This is a genomic window from Amycolatopsis sp. NPDC059657 (assembly GCF_042734395.1).
Taxonomy (GTDB): domain Bacteria; phylum Actinomycetota; class Actinomycetes; order Mycobacteriales; family Pseudonocardiaceae; genus Amycolatopsis.
Window position 1 is genome coordinate 18,809 of record NZ_JBHWEB010000040.1, and the last position, 24,875, is coordinate 43,683.

Consider the following 24,875-nt stretch of genomic DNA (forward strand, 5'->3'; position numbering starts at 1 on the left):
CCCGGGGCTGGCGAGTCAGTGTTGGTTTTTATCGTGTGGACCTTCGAGAGATCAAAGTGACCCCACGCCAGTTTTGGGGTTGTTGTGTGCTTTGTGGTGGTCTACTGCCGGTGCAACTGCCCAACGACGCCCACCAGCTAGGACTGGAAGAGCCCCTCGCCCCAGAAGCCGCCTTCGCGCACGCCGGGCGGGACCGCGAAGTGGGCCGAACCGGTGTGCTGGACGTACTCCATCATCGCGTCCTTGGTCGAGAGCGCCTGCTGCATCGGGACGAACTGCTTGCGCGTGTCCCGGTTGAAGGCCAGGAAGAACAGCCCGGCCTCCAGGTGCCCGACGCCGTCGGAGCCGTCGACGAAGTTGTAGCCGCGGCGCAGGATCTTCGCGCCGTTGAGCGTCTCGTGGGAGGCGAGGCGGACGTGGGCGTCCTCGGCAACGAGCTTCTCGCCGTCCTTGCCGCCGACGTGGAGATCGACCTCGTCGAACTCGTTCGTCTGGCCGAGCGGGGCGCCGGAACCCTTGGTACGGCCGATGATCGCCTCCTGGCCCGCGAGCGGTTCACGGTCCCAGGTCTCGATGTGCATCCGGATGCGGCGGACCACCAGCAGCGAGCCGCCCGCCATCCACGGCTGGCCGTCCTCGGCGGTCAGCCAGACCTGGTCGCGCAGCACGTCGGCCTCCTCGGCCTTGATGTTGCGCGTGCCGTCCTTGAAGCCGAACAGGTTGCGCGGCGTCGACTGCGTGACCGAGGTCGACGAGCTGCGGCCGAAGCCGAGCTGCGACCAGCGGACCTCCGTCACGCCGAAGCCCAGCCGCACCAGGTTGCGGATCGCGTGCACGGCGACCTGCGGGTCGTCGGCGCAGGCCTGGATGCAGAGGTCACCGCCGCCGCGTGCCGGGTCGAGCTTGTCCTTCGGGAACAGCGGCAGGTCGATCAGCCCGGCCGGGCGCTTGGCCGCCAGCCCGAAGCGGTCGTCGAACAGCGACGGGCCGAAGCCGATGGTCAGCGTCAGCGACGAGGCCGGGAGGTCGAGCGCCTCGCCGGTGTCGCCGGGCGGTGCCTCCTTGGCGCCGCCGAACGCGCCGCCCGGCACGACCTCGGCGCCCGCGGTCATCCGCTTGGCCGCCTCGGTCCAGGTGCGCAGCAGCTTGACGAGCTTCTCGCGGTCCTTGGTCTTGACGTCCAGCGCGGCGAAATGCAGGTTCGGCTGCGCGGGCGTGACGATGCCTGCCTGGTGCTCGCCGTGGAAGGGGACCGTGGTCACCGCGGCCTGCGCCGGGCTCCCGCCGTTCAGCCGGTCGATGCCCAAGCCGACCGCGGCGCCGGTGCCCACGAGTGCGGCGCCGGCACCTGCCATGCCGAACAGCTTGCGGCGGGAGACTTCACTCATTTGGCCACTACCTCCGCGACCTTGCTCAGCGGCTCGGACAACGCGTCGACCGCTGAGGCGAATTCCTTGACCTGGTCCTTCGAAAGCTCCGTGTAGAGCTTGAAACCGTCACCGGCGCGCTGCTTGTCGAGCAGCGCCTGCACGTTGTTGAACTCCTTGTCCAAAGTGGACACGAGTGCGGCGTCCTTGTCCTGCAGCAGCGGGCGCAGCGCGTTGATCGCGCCCTTCGAACCGTCCAGGTTGGCCTGGAAGTCCCACAGGTCGGTGTGCGAGAAGGTCTCCTCCTCGCCGGTGATCTTGCCGGTGGCGACCTCGTCGAGCAGGCCCTTCGCGCCGTTGGCGAGGTCGAGCGCGGTCAGCTCGAGCGCCTTCGACTTGGTGCCGAGTTCCTTGACGTCGGCGAGCAGCTTGTCGGCGATCTCGCCGCTGTCCGGCTGCAGGCCGGTGGTCCACAGGTCCTTCTCCAGGCGGTGGAACCCGGTGAACTTCTGCCCGGCCTCGACGTCGGCCTCGCGCACGTCGATCGCGGGGTCGAGGTCGCCGAACTTCTCCGCGACCGGCTCGATGCGCTCGTAGTAGATCCGGGTGCGCGCGTAGTCGGCCTTGGCCTCGTCGGCCTTGCCGGCCTTGACCGCGGCGACGAACTTCGCGGTCTCCTCTTCGAGCGCGGTGATGTTGTTGGCGACGTAGGCCGCGTAGCTCTTGGTGGCCGCGGCCTTCTGGGCGTTGGTGTCGTTCGCCTTGGCGGCGCCGCCGGTGACGGTGAAGTCGCTGCGGATGCCGGAACCGGCCATGCCCGGCTTGCAGGTCGCCTGGTACTTGCCAGCTTCGGCGACCTCGACGATCAGCCTGCGGCTCAGGCCCGGCGCGATGTTCTCGACCTCGCCCATGATCCGGTCACCCTCGCCGTAGAGGTAGAACTCGGTGACCTTGGCGCCCTTGTTGGTGATCTCGAAGGTCACGTTGCCCGCGGCGGCGGTGTTCGTGGACACGGCGCACGCCGTGTCCGAAGCGTCGACCTTGACCGGGCCACCGGCGGCGGCCCCCGTGTCCTCCTTGCCGCTGCAAGCGGTCAGCGTTGTGAGGGCGCCGACTCCGGCTACGACGGCGAGAGTCTTCTTGAACACGGTCACTCCTTCACGCCCGCGGTCGCGGGAGGTTGCACGGTCTTCGTCGTCGGCCTGAGGAACAGCGGGAGGACGATCACGACGTAGGCCAGCCACGCGATCGCCTGCAGCCAGGTGGTCTGCTGTGAGTAGTTGAAGATTCCCTTGAGCAGCGCGCCGTACCAGGACGTCTCCGGCAGCCTGGCCGACGCGTCGAAGGCGAGCGAGCCGATACCGGGAAGGAAGCGCGCCTCCTGCAGGTCGTGCAGGCCGTAGCCGAGCACGCCCGCGGCCACGAACACGAGCAGCACACCCGTGATCGTGAAGAACACGCTCAGGTTGAAGCGGACGGCGCCGCGGTAGAGCAGATACGCCAGCACGATCGCGACGAGGATGCCCGCCGAGAACCCGATCAGCGGCTGGGCGGTGCCGGACTGCGCGGTCTGCACGGCCGAGTAGAAGAAGACGGCCGTCTCGAGCCCTTCGCGGCCCACCGCGAGGAACGAGAGCAGCAGTACCGCGAGCGGGCCGACGTTGAGCGCCTGATCCATCTTCCCGCGCAGCTCGGCGGCGATGCTGCGCGACGCCTTGCGCATCCAGAAGATCATCGCGGTGACGAACACGACGGCGACGATCGACAGCACGCCGCCGAGCAGTTCCTGCTGCTCGAAGCCCAGCTGCGCGGTGGTGTAGGTGAGGATCGCGCCGACCGCGACCGACAGCAGCACCGCGGCGCCGACGCCGGGCCAGACCCAGCGCAGCGCGTGCCTGCGGTCGGTCTTGACCAGGAAGGCGACCAGGATGCTGACGACGAGAGCCGCCTCCAGCCCCTCACGGAGCCCGATGAGCGCGCTCGAGAACACCACGGCCTTGCCTCCTCACCACCAACACATGTCCAGATGTTTTTAGGTAAGGCTTGCCTGTAAGTCCAGTCGCGGTGGAGGGACAAACCGCGCATACCCGGCGGATTTGGCTGGTTAGGTTAGGGTAACCGCAGGTCAGTGCCCACTTCGTGGCTTCCATAACGAATTCGGCGGGCGGTGTGGCGGACCTGGCATTTTTACCTTCCGCTGACCATGACCTGCGGTGATCACTCTTACGTGTGACGTTCGAAGTAACCTGTTCGGGTGGTCGAGCCCCCGGTTGACGTTCTGCCTCCGTCGTCGCAGCCGCCTGCCCGGCGACTACTCGGCCGCCTCGCGCTCACCGCCGGGCTGATCCTGACCGCGCTCATCCTCATCGTGACCGTCGGGATCACCCGGCCAGGCGGTGAACCGGCTTCGGCCCCCGCTCCGGCACCGGTGCCGCCGCCGGACCCGAGGCCGCGACCGGGCGCGGCCGTCCCGCATCCCGCGCTCGCCGCGCCGGAAGACCGGCCGAAGGTCTCCGACCAGGTCGAGCTCGAAGCCTGGGCGGCGAAAGTGTCCGCGCAGAGCCAGGTGCCCGCGCGGGTGCTCGCCGCGTACGGCCGCGCCGAGATGTGGATGCGCTCGCAGAAGGCCGGTTGCCACCTGACCTGGCCGACGCTGGCGGGCATCGGCAGGGTCGAAGCGCAGCGCGGCAACTTCGGCGCGGTGCCCATCGGCGCCGACGGCCGCGCGGCACCGCCGATCACCGGCCCGGTGCTCGACGGCTCGCCCGGCGTCCCGTCGGTCCCTGACACCGACGGCGGCAGGCTCGACGGCGACCCGCACTGGGACCGAGCCGTCGGCCCGCTCCAGATCCTCCCGACGACCTGGGAACGCTGGGCGGCCCGCGCCGACGGCGACGGCGCCCGCCCCGACCCCCAGAACATCGACGACTCGGCCTTCACCGCCGCCCGCATCCTCTGCGGCTCCGGCGACGACCTGTCCACCCCGGCAGGCTGGTGGAAGGCGCTTTTCGCGTACAACGGGGCCACGGCCTACGGCCAGGACGTCTTCATCGCGGCCGACGCCTTCGCCTCCGCCAGCCCACCCTGACCTGCCGCGATCTTGGGAAAAAAATCCCAATGCGGCATTGGTCAGGTTTCAGCACGCCAATGTGGCTTTCGTCAGCTCTGAGCTGACGAAAGCCACATTGGGATTTTTTTCTCAGGCCGGGTCGAGCAGGTCGGCGTTGAGGTAGGCCCCGGCTCGGGCGCCTGCCGCGGCCGCGCCGATGATCTGGAGGAAGGCGTCGACCGTGTTGCCCGCCGACCAGACCCAGCCGACGCTGGTCCTGCCGTTGGTGTCGACCGTCACCAGGCCGTCGGCGCCGCGAGCGCAGCCGACCTGGTCGAGCAGGCGGTCGCGGGGCCGGAACGCCGGCGCCACGTAGACGGCTTCGCGGGCCACGAATTCGCCGGTCGCCAGGTGGACGCCGTCGGCGCCGACCCGCTCAACCTTGCCAGGCACGATCCGGATTCCCTTGCACGCCAAGGCTTCCAGGTCGTACGAGCCGGTGTGCGGGAAGAACACCAGGTCGGCCGACCATTGCCGGATCAGCGAAGCCTGGTGCGCGGACTGCTCGTGCCCGCCGATCACGCCGAGCGGGCGGTCGCGGACCTCCCAGCCGTGGCAGTACGGGCAGTGCAGCACCGTCGAACCCCAGCCTTCGCGCACGCCGGGGATGTCAGGGAGCTCGTCGATCAGCCCGGTCGTCACGAGCACCCGCCGCGTCTGGAGCACGCGGCCGCCCGCGAGTTCGACGGCGCGGTCGTGCCGCAGGCGGATCGCGACGTCGTCGAGGAACTCGCCGCCGTAGCGCGCGACCTCCTCCCGGCCGAGCCGAAGGAATTCCGACGGCTCGAGGCCGTCTCTGGTCAGGTAGCCGTGCAGATGCGTAGCGGGCGCGTTGCGCGGGCTGCCGCCGTCCACCACCACGACCCGCCGCCTGGCCCTGGCCAGCAGCAACGCCGCGTTCAGCCCTGCCGGGCCACCACCGATGATCACCACGTCATGAGTCATGGCCCCAGGTTCCGTGCGAATCGCCGAAATCGGCAAAGTTACTTGCTATTTTGGCAACATGAACATCGAAGAGGTGCTCGACGAGGTCGGCCCGCGCCTGAAGCGGCTCCGCCGGGAACGCGGCACGACGCTGGCGGCGCTCGCCGAGCAGACCGGCATCTCGTCGAGCACGTTGTCGCGGCTCGAGTCGGGGCAGCGCCGCGCCACGCTCGAGCTGCTGCTGACGCTCGCCAGGGCTTATCAGGTCCCGCTTGACGACCTTGTCGGCGCGCCGCCGCCCGACGACCCACGGGTGCAGATCAAGGCGACCAAGTTCGGCCGGTTCACCGCGTGGCGGCTGACCGCGCAACCGGGCCAGCCGCAGGCGCTCAAACTGTTGATGCACCCCGAAAAAGAGCCGCCCATACAGCGCACGCACGAGGGGTACGAGTGGTTGTACGTGCTCAGCGGGCGCGTGCGGGCGCTGCTCGGCGACCAGGACTTCACCATGGGCCCCGGCGAGGCCGCGGAGTTCGACACGCACTTCCCGCATTGGTTCGGCGCGGACGGCGGACCCGCCGAGGTGCTGGTGCTGTTCGGCAAGCAGGGTGAGAAAGCGCATTTGAAGGCCAGGGCCCGGCGCGGGGCATAGGGCGACCGGCGGCGGGTCGCAGCCTGGCTGCCGCTTGTGGCAGTTGCCGGTTCCGGCAGCCTCGTTCGCTGTAGAACACAGGAACCTCTTGTTACGTTCGGTTACGGCGTGCACGCCGTAACCGGAGGTAATCACACAGAGAGGTGCATGTGATGAAGGAATACGAGACCCCGATGCTGGTCGAGCTCGGCACGTTCGAAGAGGTCACCGGCCTGCTGGCGCGGCACGGCAACGACCGGCTGATCTTCAGCAAGAACTGAGTGCGCTGAACAACGACGCCGATGCCTGAGTCAGGTAAGGGCACGCTGGGTCACGGCGAGGGGTATTTCGCGGTCTTTCCGGACCATGAGGCCGCACTCGCCGTGGCCCGGCGGTTGGACGCACAGGGGTCCCGCACGCTGAACCACGCGTCGGGGCGGCCGTGGCTGACCGGATGCTGGCGCGACGACGAGATCGTCGTCGGCGAGGCGGGCCGGACCCGGCTGGCCGTGATCGGCTGCTGTCCGGTCACCGAATCCGAACTGACCGCCGAAGCCGGACGGTTGCGTGATCTCACGCAGCTGGACGCCTTGGCCCGAACGCTCCCGGGCAGCTTCCACCTGGTGGCCGCGCTGGACGGCCGGTGCCGGGCGCAGGGAACCGGCTCAGGGCTGCGGCTGATCTTCCATGCCCGTGTCGGTGAGATCACGGTCACCGCCGACCGGGCGGACCTGCTCGCTTCGCTGACCGGAGCGGATCTGGACGAGCAGGCGCTCGCGGTGCGCCTGCTGTTCCCGGTGCCGCATCCGTTGCTGGACAAGCCTTTGTGGCACGGAGTGCATGGCGTCCCGCCGGGCAGCGCGCTGGTGATCCAGCCGGACGGCCGCACCACGCGGGTCGCCAAGTGGTGGCAGCCGCCGCGGCCGCGGCGTTCGCTGTCCGGCGGCGCGCCACTGGTGCGCGAAGCCCTCACCGCGGCAGTCGACGCACGTACCCGCGGCGGCGGTGTGGTGGCCTGTGACCTTTCCGGCGGGCTGGATTCGACTTCGCTGACCTTCCTCGCCGCCCGTGGTGCCGCCAAGGTGATCGCGAGCACCTGGCCGGGTATCGATCCGGCCGACGACGACCTCGGCTGGGCCAGGCGCGCGGCCGCGCAGCTGCCCGGCACCGAGCATGTCGTGTGGCCCGCCGCGGAGTCTCCGCTGGTCTATCAGGATCTGCTCGGGATCGACGATCCGATGGACGAGCCGACCATCGGCATGATGGACAGGGCGCGCCTGCTCAGTGACCTGGCGGGGCTGGCGGCCAAGGGCGGCCGGGTCCGGCTGACCGGGATGGGCGGCGACCACGTCGCCTGGTGCTCGGAAGCCCACTACCACTCACTGCTGCGACGGCGTCCCTTGTTCGCGCTCCGGCAGCTGCGCGGGTTCCGCGCGTTGTTCCACTGGCCGCTCGGCGAGATGGCGCGCGTGCTCGGTGACTCCCGGTCCTACCGGCGCTGGCTGGCCGACGCCGCGGACGACCTGGACCTGCCCGCGGCGCCGCCGGTGACGACGGCGCTCGGCTGGGGCTGCCCGCCACGGCTGTTCGACTGGGTGACACCGCGGGCGAAGCGGCTGGCGATCGACGCGCTGCGCGAGGCGGCCGCCACCGCCGATCCGCTCGGCCCCACCAGGGGCGAGCACGCCGACCTCGAACAGATTCTTTCCTGCACCCGGATCATCCGGCAGTGGGAACAGATGAGCGCGCGGGCGGGACTGCCGATCCAGTCGCCCTATTTCGACGATCGGGTGATCGAGGCGTGTTTCTCCATCAAGCCCGAGGAGCGGGTGACGCCGTGGGCGTACAAGCCCGTGCTGGTCGAGGCCATGCGCGGGATCGTGCCGGACGACTGCCTCGGCCGCGCCAGCAAGGCCCAGGCGGCGATGGACGCGGCGGCGGGCCTGCGGGAGAACCGAGGCGACCTGATGACGCTGTGGGACCGCTCGCGGCTGGCCGAGCTCGGCCTGGTCGACGGCGAGCGGCTCCGGTTCCTCGCGCGGCGCCCCGCGACACCCGAGCTCGCCAAAGGGATCTTGTATTCGACCATCGGCTGCGAGGTGTGGCTGCGCACGCTCTCCGTCTCGAAGTCACTCACCAGCTAGGAGGAGAAATGCCGCTCCGGATCCGCGCCGATGTGTCCATTGTGGACACAGAGTACGGCAGTGTGCTGCTCGACGAGCGCAAAGGCCGCTATTTCCAGCTGAATCCGAGCGGCGCGCTCGTGGTCAGGTCCCTGCTCGACGGCGGCAGCGCCGAGCAGGCGATCGGCGCGCTCGTCGAGGAGTACGACGTCGCCCCGCCGCAGGCCCGCCGCGACGTGACCGTGCTGCTGGACGGCCTGCGCTCGGCCGGCCTGGTGACGTCGTGACGACGCCGAGCGCGCTCAACCGCCCCGCCGCGGTCCCGTTCGCGCGCCGGGCGGCTGCCAGGTTCGCGGTGGCGCTCGCCAAACCGCTCGCGTTGCTGCCGCCACGCCGGATCCGCGCGGTGCTCGGGGTGCTCCGCCGCGGCGCCCGCCCGGCGTCCTACGACCAGGCGAAGAACGCCAGGGACGCGGTGCTCGCGGTCAGCTTGACCTGCCTCGGCCCGCAAGGGTGCCTGCCCAGATCACTCGCGGCGACGCTGCTGTGCCGGATGACCGGTGCCTGGCCGACCTGGTGCGCCGGCGCGCGGGTGAAACCGCCGTTCGGCGCGCACGCCTGGGTGGAGGCCGAAGGGCGGCTGGTCGACGAGCACGTGCCGCCGGGGTACTTCGCGAAACTCATGGCCGTCGAGCCGCTGGACCGCGCGAAGTGACTTCCCGCGCGCGCGTCCGTGATCTGCTGCGGCTCGCGTCGGGCCACGGGAAGGTGCTGGCCGCCGCGATCTCACTGACCGTCCTCGCGTCCGGCCTGGGGCTGGTGCAGCCGTTGCTGGTCCGCGACGCCATCGACACCGCGGGCCACCGCCCGCTGTCGTGGTGGCTGATGGCCGGGCTCGCGGGACTGTTCGTGCTGCAGGCCGTCGTGGACGCGGCGGGCTTGTTCCTGCTGGAACGCACCGGTGAGGGCGTGGTGCTCGGCGTGCGGCGCCGGCTGGTGGCGCACCTGCTGCGCCTGCGGATGCGGGTGTACGACGAGCATCGGCTCGGTGACCTGATCGCCAGGCTCAGCGTCGACACCACCGTGCTGCGTGAGGTCGTGGCGCAGGCGTCCGTCCAGCTCGTCGCGGGCGTGCTGGGCGGCGCGGGAACCGTGGTGCTGATGCTCCTGATCGACCCGGTGCTGTTCCTGCTGGTGCTGGCGACAGTGGCGGTCGCCGCCGTCGTGGTCGTCTCGCTGCTCGGCAGGCTCCGCGTGGCGGGCGAGCAGACCCAGCGCAGCGTGGGCGCGATGGCCGCGGATCTCGAACGCGCGCTCGGCGCGATGCGCACCGTGCGGGCCTGCCGGGCCGAGCAGCGGGAGGAGCGGCGGATCGGCGTGCTCGCGGAGTCCGCCTGCGCCGCCGGGGTGCGCGCGGCGAGGCTGACCTCGGTGATGAGCCCCGCGGTCGAGCTGGCGATCCGCGGTTCGCTGCTGGTCGTGCTGCTCATCGGCGGCACGCGGGTCGCCGCCGGTGCGACGACTTTGGGGAACCTGGTGGCGTTCCTGCTCTACGCGACCTATCTGGTGGTGCCGCTCGCCGCCGTGCTGCAGGCGGCCGGGCTGATCCAGAAGGGCATGGGCGCGATGCAGCGCGTGCACGAGGTCGCCGCGCTTCCGCTCGAGGATGACACCGGAGTCCGCTTTCCTGTTCCCGGTGAATCGGCCGCGCCGGTATTGGAATTCGGCGACGTCTGGTTTTCCTACGAAGAGCGTCCGGTTCTTCGTGGCGTGTCGTTCAGGGTTAGCCCACGGTCGATTGTCGCGCTGATCGGGAAGTCCGGCGCCGGGAAATCGACGGTCTTCTCGCTCGTCGAACGGTTCTATGAACCGGCTTCCGGTGCCATACGGCTGAATGGCGCCGACCTCGCGCCGATGCGTCCGCGCGAATGCCGTTCCCGGATAGCGCTGGTGGACCAGAACGCGCCGGTGCTGCACGGCAGCCTGCGCGAGAACCTGCTGTACGCCGCGCCGGGAGCCGATGACGGTGAACTGGCGCGGGTGGTGGACCTGGTGAACCTGACCGAGCTGGTCGACCGGCTTCCCGGCGGGCTCGACACCCCGGTCGGCGAACGCGGGAACATGCTCTCCGGCGGGGAACGGCAGCGCGTCGCCATTGCCCGCGCTCTGCTCACCCGTCCTGAGCTGCTGCTGCTCGACGAGCCGACGGCGAACCTCGACGCCGTCAACGAGCTGGCACTGTCCCACGCGATCGGGCGGATCTCCCGTGAATGCGCGCTGCTGGTCATCGCGCACCGGCTGTCCACCATCCGCCAGGCAGGCCGGATCGTGGTGCTCGACGAAGGCAGGGTCGTCGCCGAAGGCACGCATGACGAGCTCGTCGAGACGTCCCGGCTGTACTGCCACCTCATCGCGGAGCAATTCTCCGGTGATCAATTTGACGCAGGTGTGGCCAATGCGAAAGTAGTTCCCAAATAGGTTTACCCGAATACCGGCAGGCATCCCCTGAATGGACCTGGTGAACCGCAAGACGGTTGCCAAGAATGGTTCGACTGGCAGTTCTTCTGCTCTGTCCAGAGGGGTGGTGATAGTTCAAATGGTGTACAATCAGCTGGTTAATGGCCGCCTGACCGGCCGGGTGGAATTTGTCGAGGTGTTGTCCGGTCGCGGTGAAGTGCGAAGCCGGATCCAAAGCCTCGCCGAAACGGCGAAAATCGTGCACTGCATTCTATCCAACGGCAGCAGGGCCTGTGCCGGTGATCCGCTCTTGCTCGATGCGCTGGCCGGTCCCGGCGGGCGGCGGCAACTGCTCGTCGACCCGACGTTCGCGGCGGCCGAACAGGCGACGCTGCGGGCGATGGCCAGGCAGTTCGAGATCAGGATCTGTGGCGGGGTGCTGCGGCACATGCTGATCTTCGACACCCGGTACGCCGTCGTCCCGCTCGACGAGGCGAGCCTGGACGCCGGGGTGCTGGTGCTGCGCGCGCCGCTGGTGGCCCCGTGCAGTCAGGTCTTCGAGATCATGTGGGCCGAGTCGCGCCCGCTCGGCGGCGGGGACCGGCGCCGCGACGGCCTGTCCGCGCGCCAGCTCGACGTGGCCACCCTGCTGGTGGAGGGCGCGACGGATTGCCAGGTCGCCAACCGGCTCGGGATGAGCAGCCGGACGGTGCGCACGGTGGTCTCGGAGCTGCACAGCCGGTACGGCACCACCTCCCGGATGGCGCTCGGCTTCCGGCTCGGCAGCGCCTGCCGCTGCGGTTAACGGTCTCCGAGCGTGATCCTCGCGTTGAGCTCGGCGATCGCTTCCAGGTATTCGGGGATGGGGTGCATCGCCGCGGCCATCCGCATCTGGGTGAGCGCCTCGGGATACCGGGCCATCCGCTGCAGTGTCCTGCCGAGCACGAACCGCGCGTAGTGATCGGTCGGGTCCAGCTCCAGCACCCTGGTGAACGCGCGCTCGGCGCGGTTGAGCTGCGCGGAGTGGAAGTACGCGCGGGCGGCCAGCAGCTGCACGCTCGGTTTGTCGGATTCTTCGTCGAGCAACGGTTCGAGCGCCTTCAAGGCGTCGAGCGGGCGCCGCCTTTCGACCAGGGCCTCTGCCCGCCGAAAGGCTTGAAACCGGGCTTCCCCGGCCTGCTCCGGTCCAGCCGTCTCGTCAATCATGGTCCCCCCGACTTTACCCGGTGCTCGGGGTGTTTCCCGTCCTCTGAAACCGACATGATGCACTCTCCTGTCATGAGTGACCAGCCGTACCTGGGGCTTGCCCCGTACCTGTACTACGCGAACGCCACCGAGGCACTCGAATGGCTCACCCGTGTCTTCGGCTTCACCGAGAAGGTGCGCTACGTCGATTCGGCGGGCGAGGTGTTCCAGGCCGTGCTCGGTATCGGTGCCTGCGAGGTGCAGATCGCGGGCGTCGGTGACGAGTACTGGGCGGCCAAGGGTGTCGACGGCCCGGTCGGCCAGCTGACCATCGTCTACGTCGACGACGTGGACGCGTCGCACGCCCGTATCTCGGCCGCGCTGGGCGCCGAGGCGTCGCTGCCGCAGGACCAGCCGTACGGCGCGCGGGTGTTCACCGTCCCCGACCCCGGCGGCAACACGTGGACGTTCTGGCAGCAGGTGACCGACAAGGTCGAACTCCCGCCCGGCTGGGAGTGCGTCCGGACTTCGGGATCGATCTAGAAGTTTCGCCGTGCCTCCAACGGGTGAACTGAGCAAACGGCTAGTCTGGGGCCGTCGACGCAGGCACAACCGGTGATGAGGAGCATGGCGTGGCGGTCATCGAGCAGGTAGGCGCGCGCGAGATTCTTGACTCGCGCGGCAACCCGACGGTCGAAGTGGAGGTGGCACTCGACGACGGGACACTGGCGCGGGCCGCCGTCCCGTCGGGAGCCTCGACCGGTGAGCACGAGGCCGTCGAGCTGCGTGACGGCGACACCGGCCGGTACAACGGCAAGGGCGTCGAGCGCGCGGTCGCCGCCGTGCTCGACGAGATCGGCCCCGACCTGGTCGGCATCGACGCCGTCGACCAGCGCATCGTCGACCAGAAGCTGGTCGACCTCGACGGCACCCCCGCCAAGTCCCGCCTCGGCGCGAACGCCATCCTCGGCGTCTCGCTGGCCGTCGCGAAGGCCGCGGCCGAGTCGGCCGAGCTGGACCTGTTCCGCTACCTCGGCGGGCCGAACGCGCACGTGCTGCCGGTGCCGATGCTGAACATCCTCAACGGTGGCGCGCACGCCGACACCGACGTGGACATCCAGGAGTTCATGATCGCGCCGATCGGCGCCGAGTCGTTCCGCGAGGCGCTGCGCTGGGGCACCGAGGTCTACCACGCGCTCAAGGGCGTGCTGAAGAGCCGCGGCTTCGCCACCGGCCTCGGCGACGAGGGCGGCTTCGCGCCGAGCCTCAAGAGCAACCGCGAGGCGCTCGACCTGATCCTGGTCGCGATCGAGAAGGCCGGCTACACCGCGGGCCGCGACGTCGCGCTGGCGCTGGACGTCGCCGCGACCGAGTTCTACACCGACGGCGCGTACAACTTCGAGGGCACGAAGAAGAGCGCCGAGCAGATGGCCGGCTATTACGCCGAGCTCGTCCGCGACTACCCGATGGTCTCCATCGAGGACCCGCTGAGCGAGGACGACTGGGACGGCTGGGTCCGCCTCACCGCCGAGCTCGGCGACAAGGTCCAGCTCGTCGGCGACGACCTGTTCGTCACCAACCCCGACCGCCTCGAAGAGGGCATCTCCCGCCGCGCCGCCAACGCGCTGCTGGTGAAGGTCAACCAGATCGGCACGCTCTCGGAGACCCTCGACGCGGTTTCGCTGGCCACCTCGTTCGGCTACAAGTCGATGATGAGCCACCGGTCCGGCGAGACCGAGGACACCTTCATCGCCGACCTCGCGGTCGCCACCGGTGTCGGCCAGATCAAGACCGGCGCCCCGGCGCGCGGCGAGCGCATCGCCAAGTACAACCAGCTGCTGCGCATCGAAGAGACGCTCGCCGACGCGGCTCGCTACGCGGGTGACCTCGCGTTCCCGCGCTTCTCGCAGGACGCCTGACAAAGCATGGCCGACCGGGGGCGCGCGCGTAGCCGACGAGGCGGACGGGTGGAGGGCACGGGATCTTCTGGATCTTCCCGTGCCCGCCGCCCCGAGCGCGCGCGCCGCGAGTCGGTCGGCAAGGCACGAAGCTTCCGCCGCGGCCTGAACGCGAAACGCGCTTCAGGCGCGGCGAAAGTGCTCGGCATGTCGAACACCCGGCGCGCGGCCGTGGTCGCGATCGTGGTGTGCGCCTTGGCTTTCACGATCGCGGTGCCGCTGCGCACCTACCTGAGCCAGCGCTCGGAGATCGCCGTGCAGGAGAAGCGGCGCGCCGATCTGCTGAAGGACGTCGCGGACCTGCAGGCCCGCAAGGCCGAGCTGTCCGACCCGGCCCAGATCGAGGCCGAGGCCCGGCGTCGCCTGCGCTACGTCATGCCGGGCGAGACCCCGTACATGGTCCAGCTCCCCGAAGACAAGGCACCCGACGCCGCCCCGGCCCCGGCGCCCGACGCGGGCCCCCAGGGTTCTTGGTATGAAAGGCTTTGGTCCCAGGTCGGCGGCTGAACCCCGGCCTGACCCAGCGAAAAAAATCCCAATGTGGCTTTCGTCAGATTTCACCTGACGAAAGCCACATTGGCGTGCTGAAACCTGACCAACGCCACATTGGGATTTTTTTCCCAACCGGGGGTGAGGCGGCGGTCGGGGCGGTCGTTAGGCTGCTCGCCGTGAGTAACTTCGAGCCGGTGACCGAGGCCGATCGCGAGATCATCGCGGAGCAACTGGGCAGGCCGCCCCGCGCGCTGCGGGCCATCGCGGCCCGGTGCCCGAGCGGGCACCCGTCCGTCGTGCAGACCAGTCCCCGGCTGGAGAACGGCACCCCGTTCCCGACGCTGTACTACTTGACGTGCCCTCGGCTGAACTCGCTCGTCGGCACGATCGAAGCGTCCGGGATCATGAAGGAGATGACCGAGCGCCTGTCGGTCGACGAGGAGCTCGCCGCGCACTACCTGCGCACGCACGAGACGTACCTCGCGGAGCGTGACGCCATCGAGTCGCTCGGCACCCAGGTGACCGCGGGCGGGATGCCGGGCCGGGTCAAATGCCTGCACGTCCACCTCGCCGACACTCTCGCGCGCGGTGCCGGTGTGAATCCGTTCGGTGACGAGACACTCGCGATCTTGAAGGCGGAAGGCTGGCCCTCCGGCGACTGCGCCGCAGTGTCCAATTAGGACGAAGTGAAGATGTCGGCGGCCTCGCGTATCGTGGATGCCGTCACGTGACGGGGGTCACCGCCAGTAACGATCAAGCGCCGAAACCGGATACGCAAAGTAATTCGGCTGTTTTCGACGATTTGGTCCCATTGGGGGTGGGCACCTCACGTCAGGTTTGACAGCCTGGGGACACGGAATCTTCACACGCGGTGGACGAGTATCGGACCGCACGAGTGGTTCGACGGGGAGGCTTGAGGCGTGCGCGTACTGCGACTGCCAGGCGCAATCGGCGGAGCGGCTCGAAGATTGAGCCTGCGTCACCGGACTTTCGTGGCCGTGGCCGGGGGCGCGCTGGCTGTCATCCCCGCCTTCGCCGCGAGCGACACCGCCGCCGGGTGGGTGAACCTGGCCAGTTCCATTCACACGTATGACACGCCGTACCAGGGTGGTTACAACCCCGAGGTGGAGCAGATCGCCGTCGACGGCTCGCTCCCGCAGGCTCCGGTTCCCGTCCCGCTGCCCAGCGATCAGCTGCCCAACGGCCCGCTCGGCGTCCCCGAGACCGTCTTCAAGGCCTACCGTGCCGCCGCCGACAAGCTCACCGAGCAGCAGCCCGGCTGTCACATCGACTGGGCGCTCATCGCCAGCATCGGCCGCATCGAGTCCAACCACGCGCGCGGCGGCTACGTGGCCGCCAACGGCGACACCTTGGAGCCGATCCTCGGCCCGGTGCTGAACGGCAAGGGTCCGTTCGCCGCCATCCCGGACACCGACCAGGGCAAGTTCGACGGCGACAAGGTCTGGGACCGCGCCGTCGGCCCGATGCAGTTCATCCCGTCGACCTGGTGGGGCTACGCCTCCGACGGCAACGACGACGGTCAGTCCAACCCGAACAACATCTTCGACGCCTCGCTGGCCACCGGTAAGTACCTGTGCTCCGGCGGGCTCAACCTGGCCGATCCCGGCCAGCTGCGCGCCGCGATCTACCGGTACAACCACTCCGACTATTACGTGAACACCGTGATCATGTGGGCGGAGGCGTACCGCAAGGGCGTCACCCCGACGCCGGACAGCAAGGTCCCGGTCGGCGCGCCGGACGCGGGCGCGACACCAGGCCCCGGCGAGGTTCCGACGCCGACCGTGCCGACGACCACCCCGTCGCCGACCGCGACGGCGACCATCCCGCCGGGCACGAGCAGTAGCAGCAGCTCCTCCAAGTCGAGTTCTTCGCCATCGTCGCCGAGCTCGTCGTCGAAGCCCTCTGAGACGCCCTCGTCGAGCACACCGACGTCAGGGTTGCCGACGTGTCAGTCGCCGACGACCACGCCGACCACCACTACGTCGTCACCGACCACGACGTCGTCGCCGACCTGCACACCGGCTGCCCCGCCGAAGTAAGCCGGCCTGTTCGTTAGGCTGGGCGGCATGCCTCGTGTTGCCGCGATCGACTGTGGGACCAACTCCATCCGGCTGCTCGTCGCCGAGCTGACCGAACGCCACGACGGCACCTACGACCTGCGTGATCTGCATCGCGAGATGCGGATCGTGCGGCTCGGCCAGGGTGTCGACGCGTCCGGCCGTCTCGCGCCGGAGGCGCTGGAGCGCACCCGCGCCGCGCTCGCGGACTACACGATCGCCGCGCGCCGCAAGGGCGCCGAGAAGGTGCGCATGGTCGCCACCTCGGCCACCCGCGACGCCAGCAACCGCGACGAGTTCTTCGCGATGACGCGTGAGGTGCTCGGTGTCGAGGCCGAGGTCATCACCGGCGACGAGGAAGCCAGGCTGTCGTTCACCGGCGCCGTCGGCGAGCAGGACCCCGACGACGGCCCGTTCGTCGTCGTCGATGTCGGCGGCGGCTCCACCGAACTCGTGCTCGGCACCTGGGACGGCAAGCGCGCCGACGTGCTGGCCGCCAAGTCCGTCGACATCGGCTGTGTGCGGATCACCGAGCGCGCGCTGAAGTCCGACCCGCCGACCGCCGACGAGATCGCGGCCGCCGACGGGCTCGCCACCGGTGTGCTCACCGCCGCCTTCGAAGCCGTCGACGTGTCCAAGGCCAAGACCTGGATCGGCGTCGCGGGCACGGTCACCACGCTGTCCGCGATCGCGCAGGAACTGCCGGAGTACGACAGCGAAGCCGTGCACCTGTCCAAGCTTTCGCGTGCGGACATCGACCGGCTCGCCGACGGCCTGCTGACGTCGGACCACGAGACGCGCGCCGCGAACCCGGTCATCCACCCCGGCAGGGTCGACGTGATCGGCGGCGGCGCGGTGATCGTGCGCGCGCTCGCCCAGCAGCTCGCAGCGCGGGGCGGACCGTCCGAATTGGTCGTGAGCGAGCACGACATTCTTGACGGTATCGCGCTTTCACTCGTTTAACCCCTGGTGAGCGCGCGATGACTTCAGGTACGGAGTAGGCCGTTCGCCGGAGTCCCAATACCTACGAAAGTCGTGTTCCAACTTCATTTCTGCCCCGATTGTCATCCGTTTGGCTATGTGACCGCACTCACTGATACCGCTACGGTCGTCTCACTTCCGGGAGGCCCCGGAGGGGAGAGGTGGAGGCGGAAAGATGGGGCGATCGCGCAGAATTTCCGGTGTTGCCGCGGCGGTGACATCCTTGGCGCTGGTGCTGGCGGCCTGTGGAGGCGGCGGCGGTAAAACCGAGGACAAGGGCCAGCCCGCGGGCGGCGAAACCAACCCGGATGGCGCGGTGTCCGTCTACGGCACCGAGCCGCAGAACACCTTCATCCCCTCGAACACCACCGAACTCGGTGGCTCGAAGGTGCTGAACCCCGTTTTCTCCCAGCTGATCGAGTACCGTTCGGACACCGGCGCGCCGTTCAACCTGGTCGCCGAGTCGATCACCACCAATGACGCCAAGGTCTACGACATCAAGCTCAAGAAGGGCTGGAAGTTCCACGACGGCACCGAAGTCAAGGCACATAACTTCGTCGATGCCTGGAACTACGGCGCGTACGGCCCCAACGGTCAGCTGAGCGGCGACTTCTTCGCGCAGATCGAGGGCTACGAAGCGGTCAACCCCGGCAAGGACAAGCAGCCGACGACCGACAAGATGAGCGGGCTCAAGGTACTCGGCGACCACGAGTTCCAGGTGACGCTGTCAGCGCCCTTCTCGGTCTTCCTCTCGAAGATCGGCTACCTCGCGTTCGCGCCGCTGCCCGACGTGTTCTTCAAGGACCCCAAGGCGTTCGCCGAGCACCCCATCGGCAACGGGCCGATGAAGTTCGTCTCCAGGCAGCCGAAGGTCAGTGTCAAGCTGACCAGGAACGACGACTACCAGGGTGAGGACAAGGTCCACTTCAAGGACCTCGACGTCAAGATCTACGCGAGCCTGGAGACGGCGTACCAGGACCTGCTGAGCAACAAGCTCGACTTCATGGAGACGCTGCCGCCGTCGGCCACCGCCGGCGGCAAGTACAAGACCGACCTCAAGGACCGCGTGGTCGAAGGCCACCTGCTCGGCATCAGCACGCTCGGCGTGCCGTATTACCTGCCGGAGTACAACAACCTCGACCTGCGCAAGGCGATCTCGCTGGCCATCAACCGCGAGCAGATCACCAAGACCGTCATGAACGACACCTACGTTCCGGCAGACAGCTGGGTTTCCGCGGGCATCGAGGGCTACCGCCCCGGCACCTGTGGTGAGTTCTGCAAGTACGACGCCACCAAGGCCAAGGAGTACCTGGCGAAGTCCGGTTTCAAGGGCAAGCTGACCATTCAGTCCAATGCGGACGGTGGGCGCAAGGAGCCACTGGTCGCGGCCTGCAACAGCATCAAGAACGCGCTCGGAATCGAGTGTGACTTCGTGCCGGCGGCCGGGTTCAACCAGCACCGCCAGATCGTCACCGGCAAGAAGCTGACCGGTATGAGCCGCTCGGACTGGGCCGCGGACTATCCGTCCATTGAGGACTTCCTCAACCCGATCTACCGCACCGGCGCCGGTTCCAACGACTCCGGCTACTCCAACCCCGCCGTCGACGAGACACTCAAGAAGGCCGACTCGACCGCGGACAAGGCCGAGGCGATCAAGCTGTACCAGCAGGTCGAGGACATGATCGCGAAGGACCTGCCGCAGATCCCGGTGTGGGACGAAAAGGGCGTCGGCGCCAAGTCGAGCCGCCTGAAGAGCGCGAAGCTCGACTTCGGCCGGTACGCCGATTACTCGTCCATCGAAGTCAACCGCTGAGTGAAGCCGGAGAAGCCGTCGTAAAAGGGACCACAGAACCATGATCCGCTATGTACTTCGGCGGCTTCTCCAGCTCATTCCCGTTTTCTTCGGGACGACCTTCCTGATCTACACGCTGGTCTGGTCGATTCCCGGCGACCCGTTCGCCGGGAAATGCGGGCAGGTCAAGTGCCCGCAGACGTTCGTCGACAAGATGACCGAGCGGTACCACCTCAACGATTCACTGATCGAGCAGTACTTCAAGTACATCGGGAAGCTGCTGACCGGCGATTTCGGCGAGACGTTCAACGAGATCCCGGTCGGCGACCTGATCGGCGACGCCTATCCGGTGACGCTGCGGCTCGCGCTCGTCGCGGTCTGCATCGAGGCGCTCATCGGTGTCGGCGCCGGCGTGCTGACCGGCTTGCGTGGCAGGGGTTTCCTCGACAACCTCGTGCTGATGTCGACGTTGTTCCTGATCTCGCTGCCGGTGTTCGTCACCGGCATCGTGCTGCAGATCGTGCTCGGCACGGAGTGGGGGATCATCACCCCCAGCGTCTCGGCCGACGCGACGATCGGGGAATTGATCGTGCCGGGATTCGCGCTGGGCAGCCTGTCCATGGCCTATATCGCGCGGTTGACGAGAACGAGCATCGCGGAGAACCGGCGCGCCGACTTTGTCCGCACCGCGATCGCCAAAGGCCAGCCGCACCGGCGCGTGGTGTGGGTGCACCTGCTGCGCAACTCGGTCATCCCGGTGATCACCTTCATCGGCATCGACCTCGGCGCGCTGATGGGCGGCGCGATCGTCACCGAGGGCGTGTTCAACATCAACGGCATCGGCGGGCTGATCTTCCAGGGCATCCAGAACCAGGAGAGCGCGACGGTCACCGGCATCGTCGTGCTGCTCGTGCTGGTCTACCTGTTCATGAGCCTGGTCGTCGACCTGCTGTACGCCGTTCTCGATCCGAGGATTCGCTATGACTGACCCCAGCGCCGCGAGCCTGCAACTGGACGCGGGGCCGCAGCGCTCGCGCAGCCTGTGGGGCGACGCGTGGCGGCGGCTGCGCACACGGCCGACGGTGATCGCCTCCGCGGTGATCATCGTGGTGATCGTGCTGATCGCCATCGCACCCGGCCTGTTCAGCTCGCGCGACGCCGGCTTCAGCGACTTGAACCTGGCCAACCAGGGGCCGTCGGCCGACGCGTGGTTCGGCTACGACAACCAGGGCCAGGACGTCTACGCGAGGGCGATCTACGGCACGCGCGCGTCGCTGCTCGTGGGTGTCTTCGCGACGCTGCTGACCGTGCTGATCGGCTCGTTCATCGGCATTCTCGCCGGCTACTACGGGCAGATCGTGGACACACTGTTGTCCAGGCTCGGCGACGTGTTCGCCGGGCTGCCGTTCCTGCTCGGCGCGATCGTCATCCTCACCACGTTCAACGCGCCGGGCAGCAGTCCAGGTGGGGTCACGATCATCTCGCAGGTGGTGCTGTCGATCGCGATCCTGACCTGGCCGGTCGCCATGCGCATCATGCGCGGCGCGACACTGGTCGCGAAGCAGCTCGACTACGTGAAAGCCGCGCGAGGACTGGGCGCCAGCACACCGCGCGTCATCTTCCGGCACCTGCTGCCGAACACACTCGCGCCCGTGCTCGTCTACGCCACCATCGCGCTGGGCGCGGCCATCGGCGCGGAGGCGACGCTGGCGTACCTGGGCATCGGCGTGCGCGCGCCGGTCATCTCGTGGGGTGTGATGATCAGCGACGCGCGGGACTATTTCCGCAACACACCGCATATCCTGCTGTTCCCGGCGGCCTTCGTGACCGTCACCGTGCTCGCTTTCGTCATGCTCGGTGACGCGGTGCGCGACGCGCTCGACCCGAAGGGCCGGTGACCATTGTGGATGGTGAGATGCTTCTGGAGGTCGAGGACCTCCACGTCGAGTTCCGCACCGAGGACGGGGTCGCGAGCGTCCTCAATGGAGTCGGCTATCACGTGCGCTCCGGAGAAACCGTTGCGGTGCTGGGAGAATCCGGTTCCGGCAAAAGCGTGACCGCGCAGACCATCATGGGCATCCTCGACATGCCGCCCGCGGTGGTGACCGAGGGGTCCGTGCGTTTCCACGGCGAGGAGCTGCTCACGGCCACGCCGGCGCGCCGCGCGGAGATCCGCGGCGAGAGCATGGCGATGATCTTCCAGGACGCGCTGTCCGCGCTGAACCCGGTGTTCACCGTCGGGTTCCAGATCGAGGAACAGCTGCGCGTGCGGCGCGGGATGAACCGGCGCGAGGCGCGTCAGCGTGCCATCGAGCTGCTGGACCTGGTGAAGATTCCCGGTGCCAAGCAACGGGTTCGCGAGTATCCGCACCAGTTCTCCGGCGGGATGCGGCAGCGCGCGATGATCGCCATGTCGCTCGCGCTCGACCCGGAACTGCTGATCGCCGACGAGCCGACCACCGCGCTGGACGTCACCGTGCAGGCGCAGATCATGGATCTGCTCGCGGAGATCCAGGCCGAGCGGAACATGGGGCTCATCCTGATCACGCACGACCTCGCGGTGGTCGCGGAGGTCGCCGACCGGATCGCGGTGATGTACGCGGGCCGCATCGTCGAGCAGGCGGACGTCGCCGAGCTGTTCCGCGCGCCGGGACATCCGTACACCGAGGCGCTGATGCGGTCGCTGCCGCGGCTGGACCTCAAAGGACAGACGTTGCAGACCATCAAGGGCTTGCCGCCGAGCCTGCTCGACATCCCGCCGGGGTGCCCGTTCCACCCGCGCTGTGAACGGGTGCAGGACAAGTGCCGGACAGAGCGCCCTGAATCACTCGGTCTGGGCTTCGGGCGGGTCAGTGCCTGCCATTTCGCGGAAGAGGTGGTGAGCCGTGCCTGAGCCGATCCTGGCGGTGAACGGCCTCGTCAAGCATTTCCCGGTACGCAGCGGGATCCTGTTCAAGCGCACGATCGGCCACGTCAAGGCGGTCGACGGCGTCTCGTTCGACCTCATGAAGGGCGAGACGCTCGGCGTGGTCGGCGAGTCGGGCTGTGGCAAGTCGACGCTCGCGCAGGTGCTCATGCGGCTCGAGGAGCCGACCGCGGGCGCGGCCGTGTTCGAGGATCGCGACATTTTCACTTTGCGTGGCGCGGAATTGCGGCGGCTGCGGCGCAACATCCAGATCGTGCTGCAGGACCCGTACACCTCGCTGAACCCGCGGATGACCGTCGGCGACATCATCGGCGAGCCGTTCGAGATCCATCCCGAGGTGGCGCCGAAGGGGTCGCGGGCCGCGAAGGTGCGCGAGCTGCTCGACGTGGTCGGGCTGAACCCGGAGCACATCAACCGGTATCCGCATCAGTTCTCCGGCGGTCAGCGGCAGCGGATCGGCATCGCGCGCGCACTCGCGCTGAAGCCGAAGGTGATCATCTGCGACGAGCCGGTTTCGGCACTCGACGTGTCCATTCAGGCACAGGTGATGAACCTGCTCGATGAACTGCAGAAGGAATTCGGCCTTTCTTATGTGTTCATCGCACACGATTTGTCGGTGGTTCGACATTTGTCAACCAGGGTCGCGGTGATGTATCTCGGCAAGATCGTCGAAATCGGAACCGAAGATCAAATCTATAACCGGCCCGCGCATCCGTACACGCAGGCGCTGCTGTCCGCGGTGCCCGTCGCCGACCCTTCCGTTCGCGGGCAACGCCAGGTCATCCGCCTGGAAGGCGACGTGCCGAGCCCCATCGATCCGCCTTCAGGCTGCCGTTTCCGCACGCGGTGCTGGAAAGCGCAGGACATCTGCGCGGTGGAGGAACCGGGCCTGGTCATGCGTGACGGCGGACATCTGAGCGCGTGTCACTTCGCGGAACAGCGTTCTGTGGTCCCCTGACTTAAGTAGCGTTTTACTTGTCTGCGCGATGTTCTCCTCGTAGGTTGCATTCACCGGTTTTTCGGAGGAGGAATCTGTGAAAAGATCCAAAATGGTCATCGCCGTGCTCGCGGTACCGCTGATCGGCGGAGTGGTCGCGGGCCCGGTCGCTGCCGCGCAGCCACAACTCGCGGGGCCGTCGACCGAATTCACCGTTTTGGCCGCGGAAGGCCAGAGTGTCCAGGCCGCCGAGCAGGCGGTCCGCGCGGCAGGCGGCACCGTCGTGGCCAGCAACGCCGCGGTCGGCCTGATCACGGCCACCGCGCCCGCGACCGGGTTCACCGAGCGCGTCACCAAGAACCGCTCGATTTTCGGTGCTGCCAAGGCGAAGCCGATCGGCCGCGCGCCCAAGAGCGACGCCGCGAAGCCGAACGCCGTCGAGAAGGAAGCCCGCGCGGGCGCCGCTTCGTCGAAGCAGCCCGCCGCGAAGAAGCCGGTCGGCATGGACCCGCTGGACGACCAGCTCTGGGGCCTCTCCTCCGTGCGCTCCGACCTCGCGCGCACCGTGCAGCCCGGCGACAAGCGCGTCAAGGTCGGCATCATCGACACCGGCGTGGACGGGTCGCACCCGGACATCGCGCCGAACTTCGACAAGGCCGCGTCCCGCAACTTCGTCCGCGACATCCCGAACGACGAGACCGGCGCGGTCGTCGACGGGCCGTGTGAGTACCGCGGCTGTGTCGACCCGGCCGACCACGACGACAACGGCCATGGCACGCACGTCGCGGGCACCATCGGCGCCGCAGCCAACGGTTTCGGCGTCTCCGGTGTCGCGCCGAACGTCACGCTGGTGAACGTCCGCGCCGGCCAGGACGCCGGTTTCTTCTTCCTGCAGCCGACCGTCGACGCGCTGACCTACGCCGGCGACGCGGGCATCGACGTGGTGAACATGTCGTTCTACACGGACCCGTGGCTGTACAACTGCACGGCGAACCCGGCCGACTCGGCCGCGGAGCAGGCCCAGCAGCGCACCATCATCGAGGCCACGCAGCGCGCGCTGCGGTACGCGCACCGCAAGGGCGTGACCCAGGTCGTCGCGCTGGGCAACCAGCACACCGACCTCGGCGCCCCCAAGCCGGACACCACCAGCCCCGACTACCCGGCCAACGCGACGCACCCACGTCAGGTCGACAACGCGTCCTGCCTCTCGCTCCCGGTCGAGGGCGACTACACGATCGGCGTCTCGTCCTTCGGCCCGTCCCAGGCGAAGGCGGACTACTCGAACTACGGCACCGAGCAGATCTCGGTCTCCGCGCCGGGTGGCTACTTCCGCGACGGCTTCGGCACCGACTGGTTCCGCACGGTCCAGAACGAGATCCTCTCCGCCTACCCCCGCAACGTCGGCGTCGCCGAAGGCAACATCGACGCGGCGGGCAACGTCACCCCCGACGGCGTCACCGCGGGCGTCCAGAAGGCCGTCGCCGCCGACGGCCGCGTCGGCTACTACCAGTTCCTGCAGGGCACCTCGATGGCCACCCCGCACGCGACCGGTGTCGCCGCACTCATCGTTTCCCAGTACGGCAAGGCATCCGGCGCCGGCTTCGGCCTCGACCCCGACAAGGTCCAGCGAGTCCTCGAAGGAACGGCGGCTCACATCGCCTGCCCGGTCCCGGCCACCGTCGACTACCTCAAGGAAGGCCGCGACGCCGACTTCACCGCGACCTGCGTCGGCACCCCCGAATTCAACGGCTTCTACGGCCACGGAGCAGTCGACGCCTGGTCAGCCGTAACCCACGGCAAGCCCTACCTCAACTAACCCCCTCGTCGAACCCCCAATGTGGCTTTCGTCAGATTTCGCCTGACGAAAGCCACATTGGCGGGGTGGAACCTGACGAATGCCGCATTGGGATTTTTT

At 68.4% G+C, this 24,875-nt stretch carries 25 protein-coding genes; 20 read left to right on the forward strand and 5 right to left on the reverse strand.

Annotation, left to right across the window (positions count from 1 at the left end; all coding sequences use genetic code 11):
• Positions 1–137: 137 nt before the first annotated feature.
• Genes efeB through efeU form a run of 3 tightly spaced genes read right to left on the reverse strand, consistent with a single transcriptional unit; the run spans position 138 to position 3,360 of the window.
• The gene (gene efeB, locus ACFV15_RS22095; protein WP_378352441.1) at positions 138–1,388 is read right to left on the reverse strand and encodes an iron uptake transporter deferrochelatase/peroxidase subunit; all 1,251 of its coding nucleotides are present in this window, start codon (positions 1,386–1,388) and stop codon (positions 138–140) included.
• Positions 1,385–2,521, reverse strand: coding sequence for an iron uptake system protein EfeO (gene efeO, locus ACFV15_RS22100; RefSeq protein ID WP_378352443.1), 1,137 nt, complete (start codon positions 2,519–2,521; stop codon positions 1,385–1,387). The genes efeB and efeO overlap by 4 nt, the downstream gene beginning before the upstream one ends.
• Entirely contained in the window at positions 2,518–3,360 is an 843-nt protein-coding gene (gene efeU, locus ACFV15_RS22105; protein WP_378352445.1) for an iron uptake transporter permease EfeU, read from the reverse strand. Before efeU ends, efeO begins: the two co-directional genes overlap by 4 nt.
• Positions 3,361–3,621: 261 nt before the next feature.
• Here efeU and ACFV15_RS22110 point away from each other — a divergent pair, with 261 nt between their 5' ends.
• Complete coding sequence (locus tag ACFV15_RS22110; RefSeq protein WP_378352446.1) at positions 3,622–4,455, forward strand: murein transglycosylase; 834 nt, start codon at positions 3,622–3,624, stop codon at positions 4,453–4,455.
• Between the two features lie 111 nt (positions 4,456–4,566).
• Here the strand turns inward: ACFV15_RS22110 and ACFV15_RS22115 are convergent, their stop codons facing one another.
• Positions 4,567–5,421, reverse strand: coding sequence for an NAD(P)/FAD-dependent oxidoreductase (locus tag ACFV15_RS22115; protein WP_378352448.1), 855 nt, complete (start codon positions 5,419–5,421; stop codon positions 4,567–4,569).
• Between the two features lie 58 nt (positions 5,422–5,479).
• Here ACFV15_RS22115 and ACFV15_RS22120 point away from each other — a divergent pair, with 58 nt between their 5' ends.
• From ACFV15_RS22120 to ACFV15_RS22150, 7 genes are all read left to right on the forward strand, one after another.
• The gene (locus ACFV15_RS22120) at positions 5,480–6,052 is read left to right on the forward strand and encodes a helix-turn-helix domain-containing protein (protein WP_378352450.1); all 573 of its coding nucleotides are present in this window, start codon (positions 5,480–5,482) and stop codon (positions 6,050–6,052) included.
• 152 nt (positions 6,053–6,204) lie between these two features.
• Positions 6,205–6,312 carry a keywimysin-related RiPP gene (locus ACFV15_RS22125; protein ID WP_378352452.1) on the forward strand — a complete coding sequence of 36 codons (108 nt, stop codon included), beginning with the start codon at positions 6,205–6,207 and terminating at the stop codon, positions 6,310–6,312.
• A 21-nt stretch (positions 6,313–6,333) separates the two neighbouring features.
• Complete coding sequence (locus tag ACFV15_RS22130; RefSeq protein WP_378352453.1) at positions 6,334–8,175, forward strand: lasso peptide isopeptide bond-forming cyclase; 1,842 nt, start codon at positions 6,334–6,336, stop codon at positions 8,173–8,175.
• Positions 8,176–8,183: 8 nt separating this feature from the next.
• Positions 8,184–8,441, forward strand: a complete 258-nt coding sequence (locus tag ACFV15_RS22135) for a lasso peptide biosynthesis PqqD family chaperone (protein WP_378352455.1) — start codon at positions 8,184–8,186, stop codon at positions 8,439–8,441.
• Positions 8,438–8,869 carry a lasso peptide biosynthesis B2 protein gene (locus tag ACFV15_RS22140; RefSeq protein WP_378352456.1) on the forward strand — a complete coding sequence of 144 codons (432 nt, stop codon included), beginning with the start codon at positions 8,438–8,440 and terminating at the stop codon, positions 8,867–8,869. The genes ACFV15_RS22135 and ACFV15_RS22140 overlap by 4 nt, the downstream gene beginning before the upstream one ends.
• On the forward strand, positions 8,866–10,632 hold the full coding sequence (locus ACFV15_RS22145) for an ABC transporter ATP-binding protein (protein ID WP_378352458.1): 1,767 nt from the start codon (positions 8,866–8,868) through the stop codon (positions 10,630–10,632). The genes ACFV15_RS22140 and ACFV15_RS22145 overlap by 4 nt, the downstream gene beginning before the upstream one ends.
• Positions 10,633–10,870: 238 nt before the next feature.
• Positions 10,871–11,416: a LuxR C-terminal-related transcriptional regulator gene (locus ACFV15_RS22150; RefSeq protein WP_378352460.1), complete on the forward strand. Its 546-nt coding sequence runs from the start codon at positions 10,871–10,873 to the stop codon at positions 11,414–11,416.
• On the opposite strand, the gene ACFV15_RS22155 is transcribed toward ACFV15_RS22150, so the two are convergent.
• Positions 11,413–11,817, reverse strand: coding sequence for a tetratricopeptide repeat protein (locus ACFV15_RS22155; protein WP_378352461.1), 405 nt, complete (start codon positions 11,815–11,817; stop codon positions 11,413–11,415). The genes ACFV15_RS22150 and ACFV15_RS22155 overlap by 4 nt on opposite strands.
• Before the next feature lie 72 nt (positions 11,818–11,889).
• On the opposite strand from ACFV15_RS22155, the gene ACFV15_RS22160 reads away from it, so the two are divergent.
• The 12 genes from ACFV15_RS22160 (at position 11,890) to ACFV15_RS22215 (ending at position 24,776) form a co-directional block, all read left to right on the forward strand.
• Positions 11,890–12,339 (forward strand): VOC family protein, encoded by a 450-nt coding sequence (locus tag ACFV15_RS22160; protein WP_378352463.1) that lies wholly within the window; start codon positions 11,890–11,892, stop codon positions 12,337–12,339.
• Between the two features lie 89 nt (positions 12,340–12,428).
• A complete protein-coding gene (gene eno / locus ACFV15_RS22165) occupies positions 12,429–13,715 on the forward strand; it encodes a phosphopyruvate hydratase (protein ID WP_378352465.1) in 1,287 nt (428 codons plus the stop codon).
• 48 nt (positions 13,716–13,763) lie between these two features.
• Positions 13,764–14,261 carry a septum formation initiator family protein gene (locus ACFV15_RS22170; protein WP_378352467.1) on the forward strand — a complete coding sequence of 166 codons (498 nt, stop codon included), beginning with the start codon at positions 13,764–13,766 and terminating at the stop codon, positions 14,259–14,261.
• Between the two features lie 179 nt (positions 14,262–14,440).
• Positions 14,441–14,926 carry a DUF501 domain-containing protein gene (locus ACFV15_RS22175; RefSeq protein WP_378352517.1) on the forward strand — a complete coding sequence of 162 codons (486 nt, stop codon included), beginning with the start codon at positions 14,441–14,443 and terminating at the stop codon, positions 14,924–14,926.
• 240 nt (positions 14,927–15,166) lie between these two features.
• The gene (locus ACFV15_RS22180) at positions 15,167–16,306 is read left to right on the forward strand and encodes a lytic transglycosylase domain-containing protein (protein ID WP_378352469.1); all 1,140 of its coding nucleotides are present in this window, start codon (positions 15,167–15,169) and stop codon (positions 16,304–16,306) included.
• A gap of 27 nt (positions 16,307–16,333) precedes the next feature.
• The gene (locus ACFV15_RS22185) at positions 16,334–17,287 is read left to right on the forward strand and encodes an exopolyphosphatase (protein WP_378352471.1); all 954 of its coding nucleotides are present in this window, start codon (positions 16,334–16,336) and stop codon (positions 17,285–17,287) included.
• 193 nt (positions 17,288–17,480) lie between these two features.
• Positions 17,481–19,118, forward strand: coding sequence for an ABC transporter substrate-binding protein (locus ACFV15_RS22190; protein ID WP_378352473.1), 1,638 nt, complete (start codon positions 17,481–17,483; stop codon positions 19,116–19,118).
• A gap of 40 nt (positions 19,119–19,158) precedes the next feature.
• A complete protein-coding gene (locus ACFV15_RS22195; RefSeq protein WP_378352475.1) occupies positions 19,159–20,085 on the forward strand; it encodes an ABC transporter permease in 927 nt (308 codons plus the stop codon).
• Positions 20,078–20,995: an ABC transporter permease gene (locus ACFV15_RS22200; protein ID WP_378352477.1), complete on the forward strand. Its 918-nt coding sequence runs from the start codon at positions 20,078–20,080 to the stop codon at positions 20,993–20,995. The genes ACFV15_RS22195 and ACFV15_RS22200 overlap by 8 nt, the downstream gene beginning before the upstream one ends.
• Before the next feature lie 17 nt (positions 20,996–21,012).
• Positions 21,013–21,990 (forward strand): ABC transporter ATP-binding protein, encoded by a 978-nt coding sequence (locus tag ACFV15_RS22205; RefSeq protein WP_378352478.1) that lies wholly within the window; start codon positions 21,013–21,015, stop codon positions 21,988–21,990.
• Positions 21,983–22,981: an ABC transporter ATP-binding protein gene (locus ACFV15_RS22210; protein ID WP_378352480.1), complete on the forward strand. Its 999-nt coding sequence runs from the start codon at positions 21,983–21,985 to the stop codon at positions 22,979–22,981. Before ACFV15_RS22205 ends, ACFV15_RS22210 begins: the two co-directional genes overlap by 8 nt.
• A 91-nt stretch (positions 22,982–23,072) precedes the next feature.
• Positions 23,073–24,776, forward strand: coding sequence for a S8 family serine peptidase (locus tag ACFV15_RS22215; protein WP_378352518.1), 1,704 nt, complete (start codon positions 23,073–23,075; stop codon positions 24,774–24,776).
• Positions 24,777–24,875: the final 99 nt, after the last annotated feature.

What these genes read in the sequence shown, in the direction of transcription:
- efeB (WP_378352441.1), bottom strand. Translation starts at nt 1,388, where the DNA reads ATGAGTGAAGTCTCCCGCCGCAAGCTGTTCGGCATGGCAGGTGCCGGC.
- ACFV15_RS22115 (WP_378352448.1), bottom strand. Translation starts at nt 5,421, where the DNA reads ATGACTCATGACGTGGTGATCATCGGTGGTGGCCCGGCAGGGCTGAAC.
- ACFV15_RS22120 (WP_378352450.1), top strand. Translation starts at nt 5,480, where the DNA reads ATGAACATCGAAGAGGTGCTCGACGAGGTCGGCCCGCGCCTGAAGCGG.
- ACFV15_RS22125 (WP_378352452.1), top strand. Translation starts at nt 6,205, where the DNA reads ATGAAGGAATACGAGACCCCGATGCTGGTCGAGCTCGGCACGTTCGAA.
- ACFV15_RS22130 (WP_378352453.1), top strand. Translation starts at nt 6,334, where the DNA reads ATGCCTGAGTCAGGTAAGGGCACGCTGGGTCACGGCGAGGGGTATTTC.
- ACFV15_RS22135 (WP_378352455.1), top strand. Translation starts at nt 8,184, where the DNA reads ATGCCGCTCCGGATCCGCGCCGATGTGTCCATTGTGGACACAGAGTAC.
- ACFV15_RS22155 (WP_378352461.1), bottom strand. Translation starts at nt 11,817, where the DNA reads ATGATTGACGAGACGGCTGGACCGGAGCAGGCCGGGGAAGCCCGGTTT.
- ACFV15_RS22160 (WP_378352463.1), top strand. Translation starts at nt 11,890, where the DNA reads ATGAGTGACCAGCCGTACCTGGGGCTTGCCCCGTACCTGTACTACGCG.
- ACFV15_RS22185 (WP_378352471.1), top strand. Translation starts at nt 16,334, where the DNA reads ATGCCTCGTGTTGCCGCGATCGACTGTGGGACCAACTCCATCCGGCTG.
- ACFV15_RS22190 (WP_378352473.1), top strand. Translation starts at nt 17,481, where the DNA reads ATGGGGCGATCGCGCAGAATTTCCGGTGTTGCCGCGGCGGTGACATCC.
- ACFV15_RS22195 (WP_378352475.1), top strand. Translation starts at nt 19,159, where the DNA reads ATGATCCGCTATGTACTTCGGCGGCTTCTCCAGCTCATTCCCGTTTTC.
- ACFV15_RS22200 (WP_378352477.1), top strand. Translation starts at nt 20,078, where the DNA reads ATGACTGACCCCAGCGCCGCGAGCCTGCAACTGGACGCGGGGCCGCAG.
- ACFV15_RS22205 (WP_378352478.1), top strand. Translation starts at nt 21,013, where the DNA reads ATGCTTCTGGAGGTCGAGGACCTCCACGTCGAGTTCCGCACCGAGGAC.
- ACFV15_RS22215 (WP_378352518.1), top strand. Translation starts at nt 23,073, where the DNA reads ATGGTCATCGCCGTGCTCGCGGTACCGCTGATCGGCGGAGTGGTCGCG.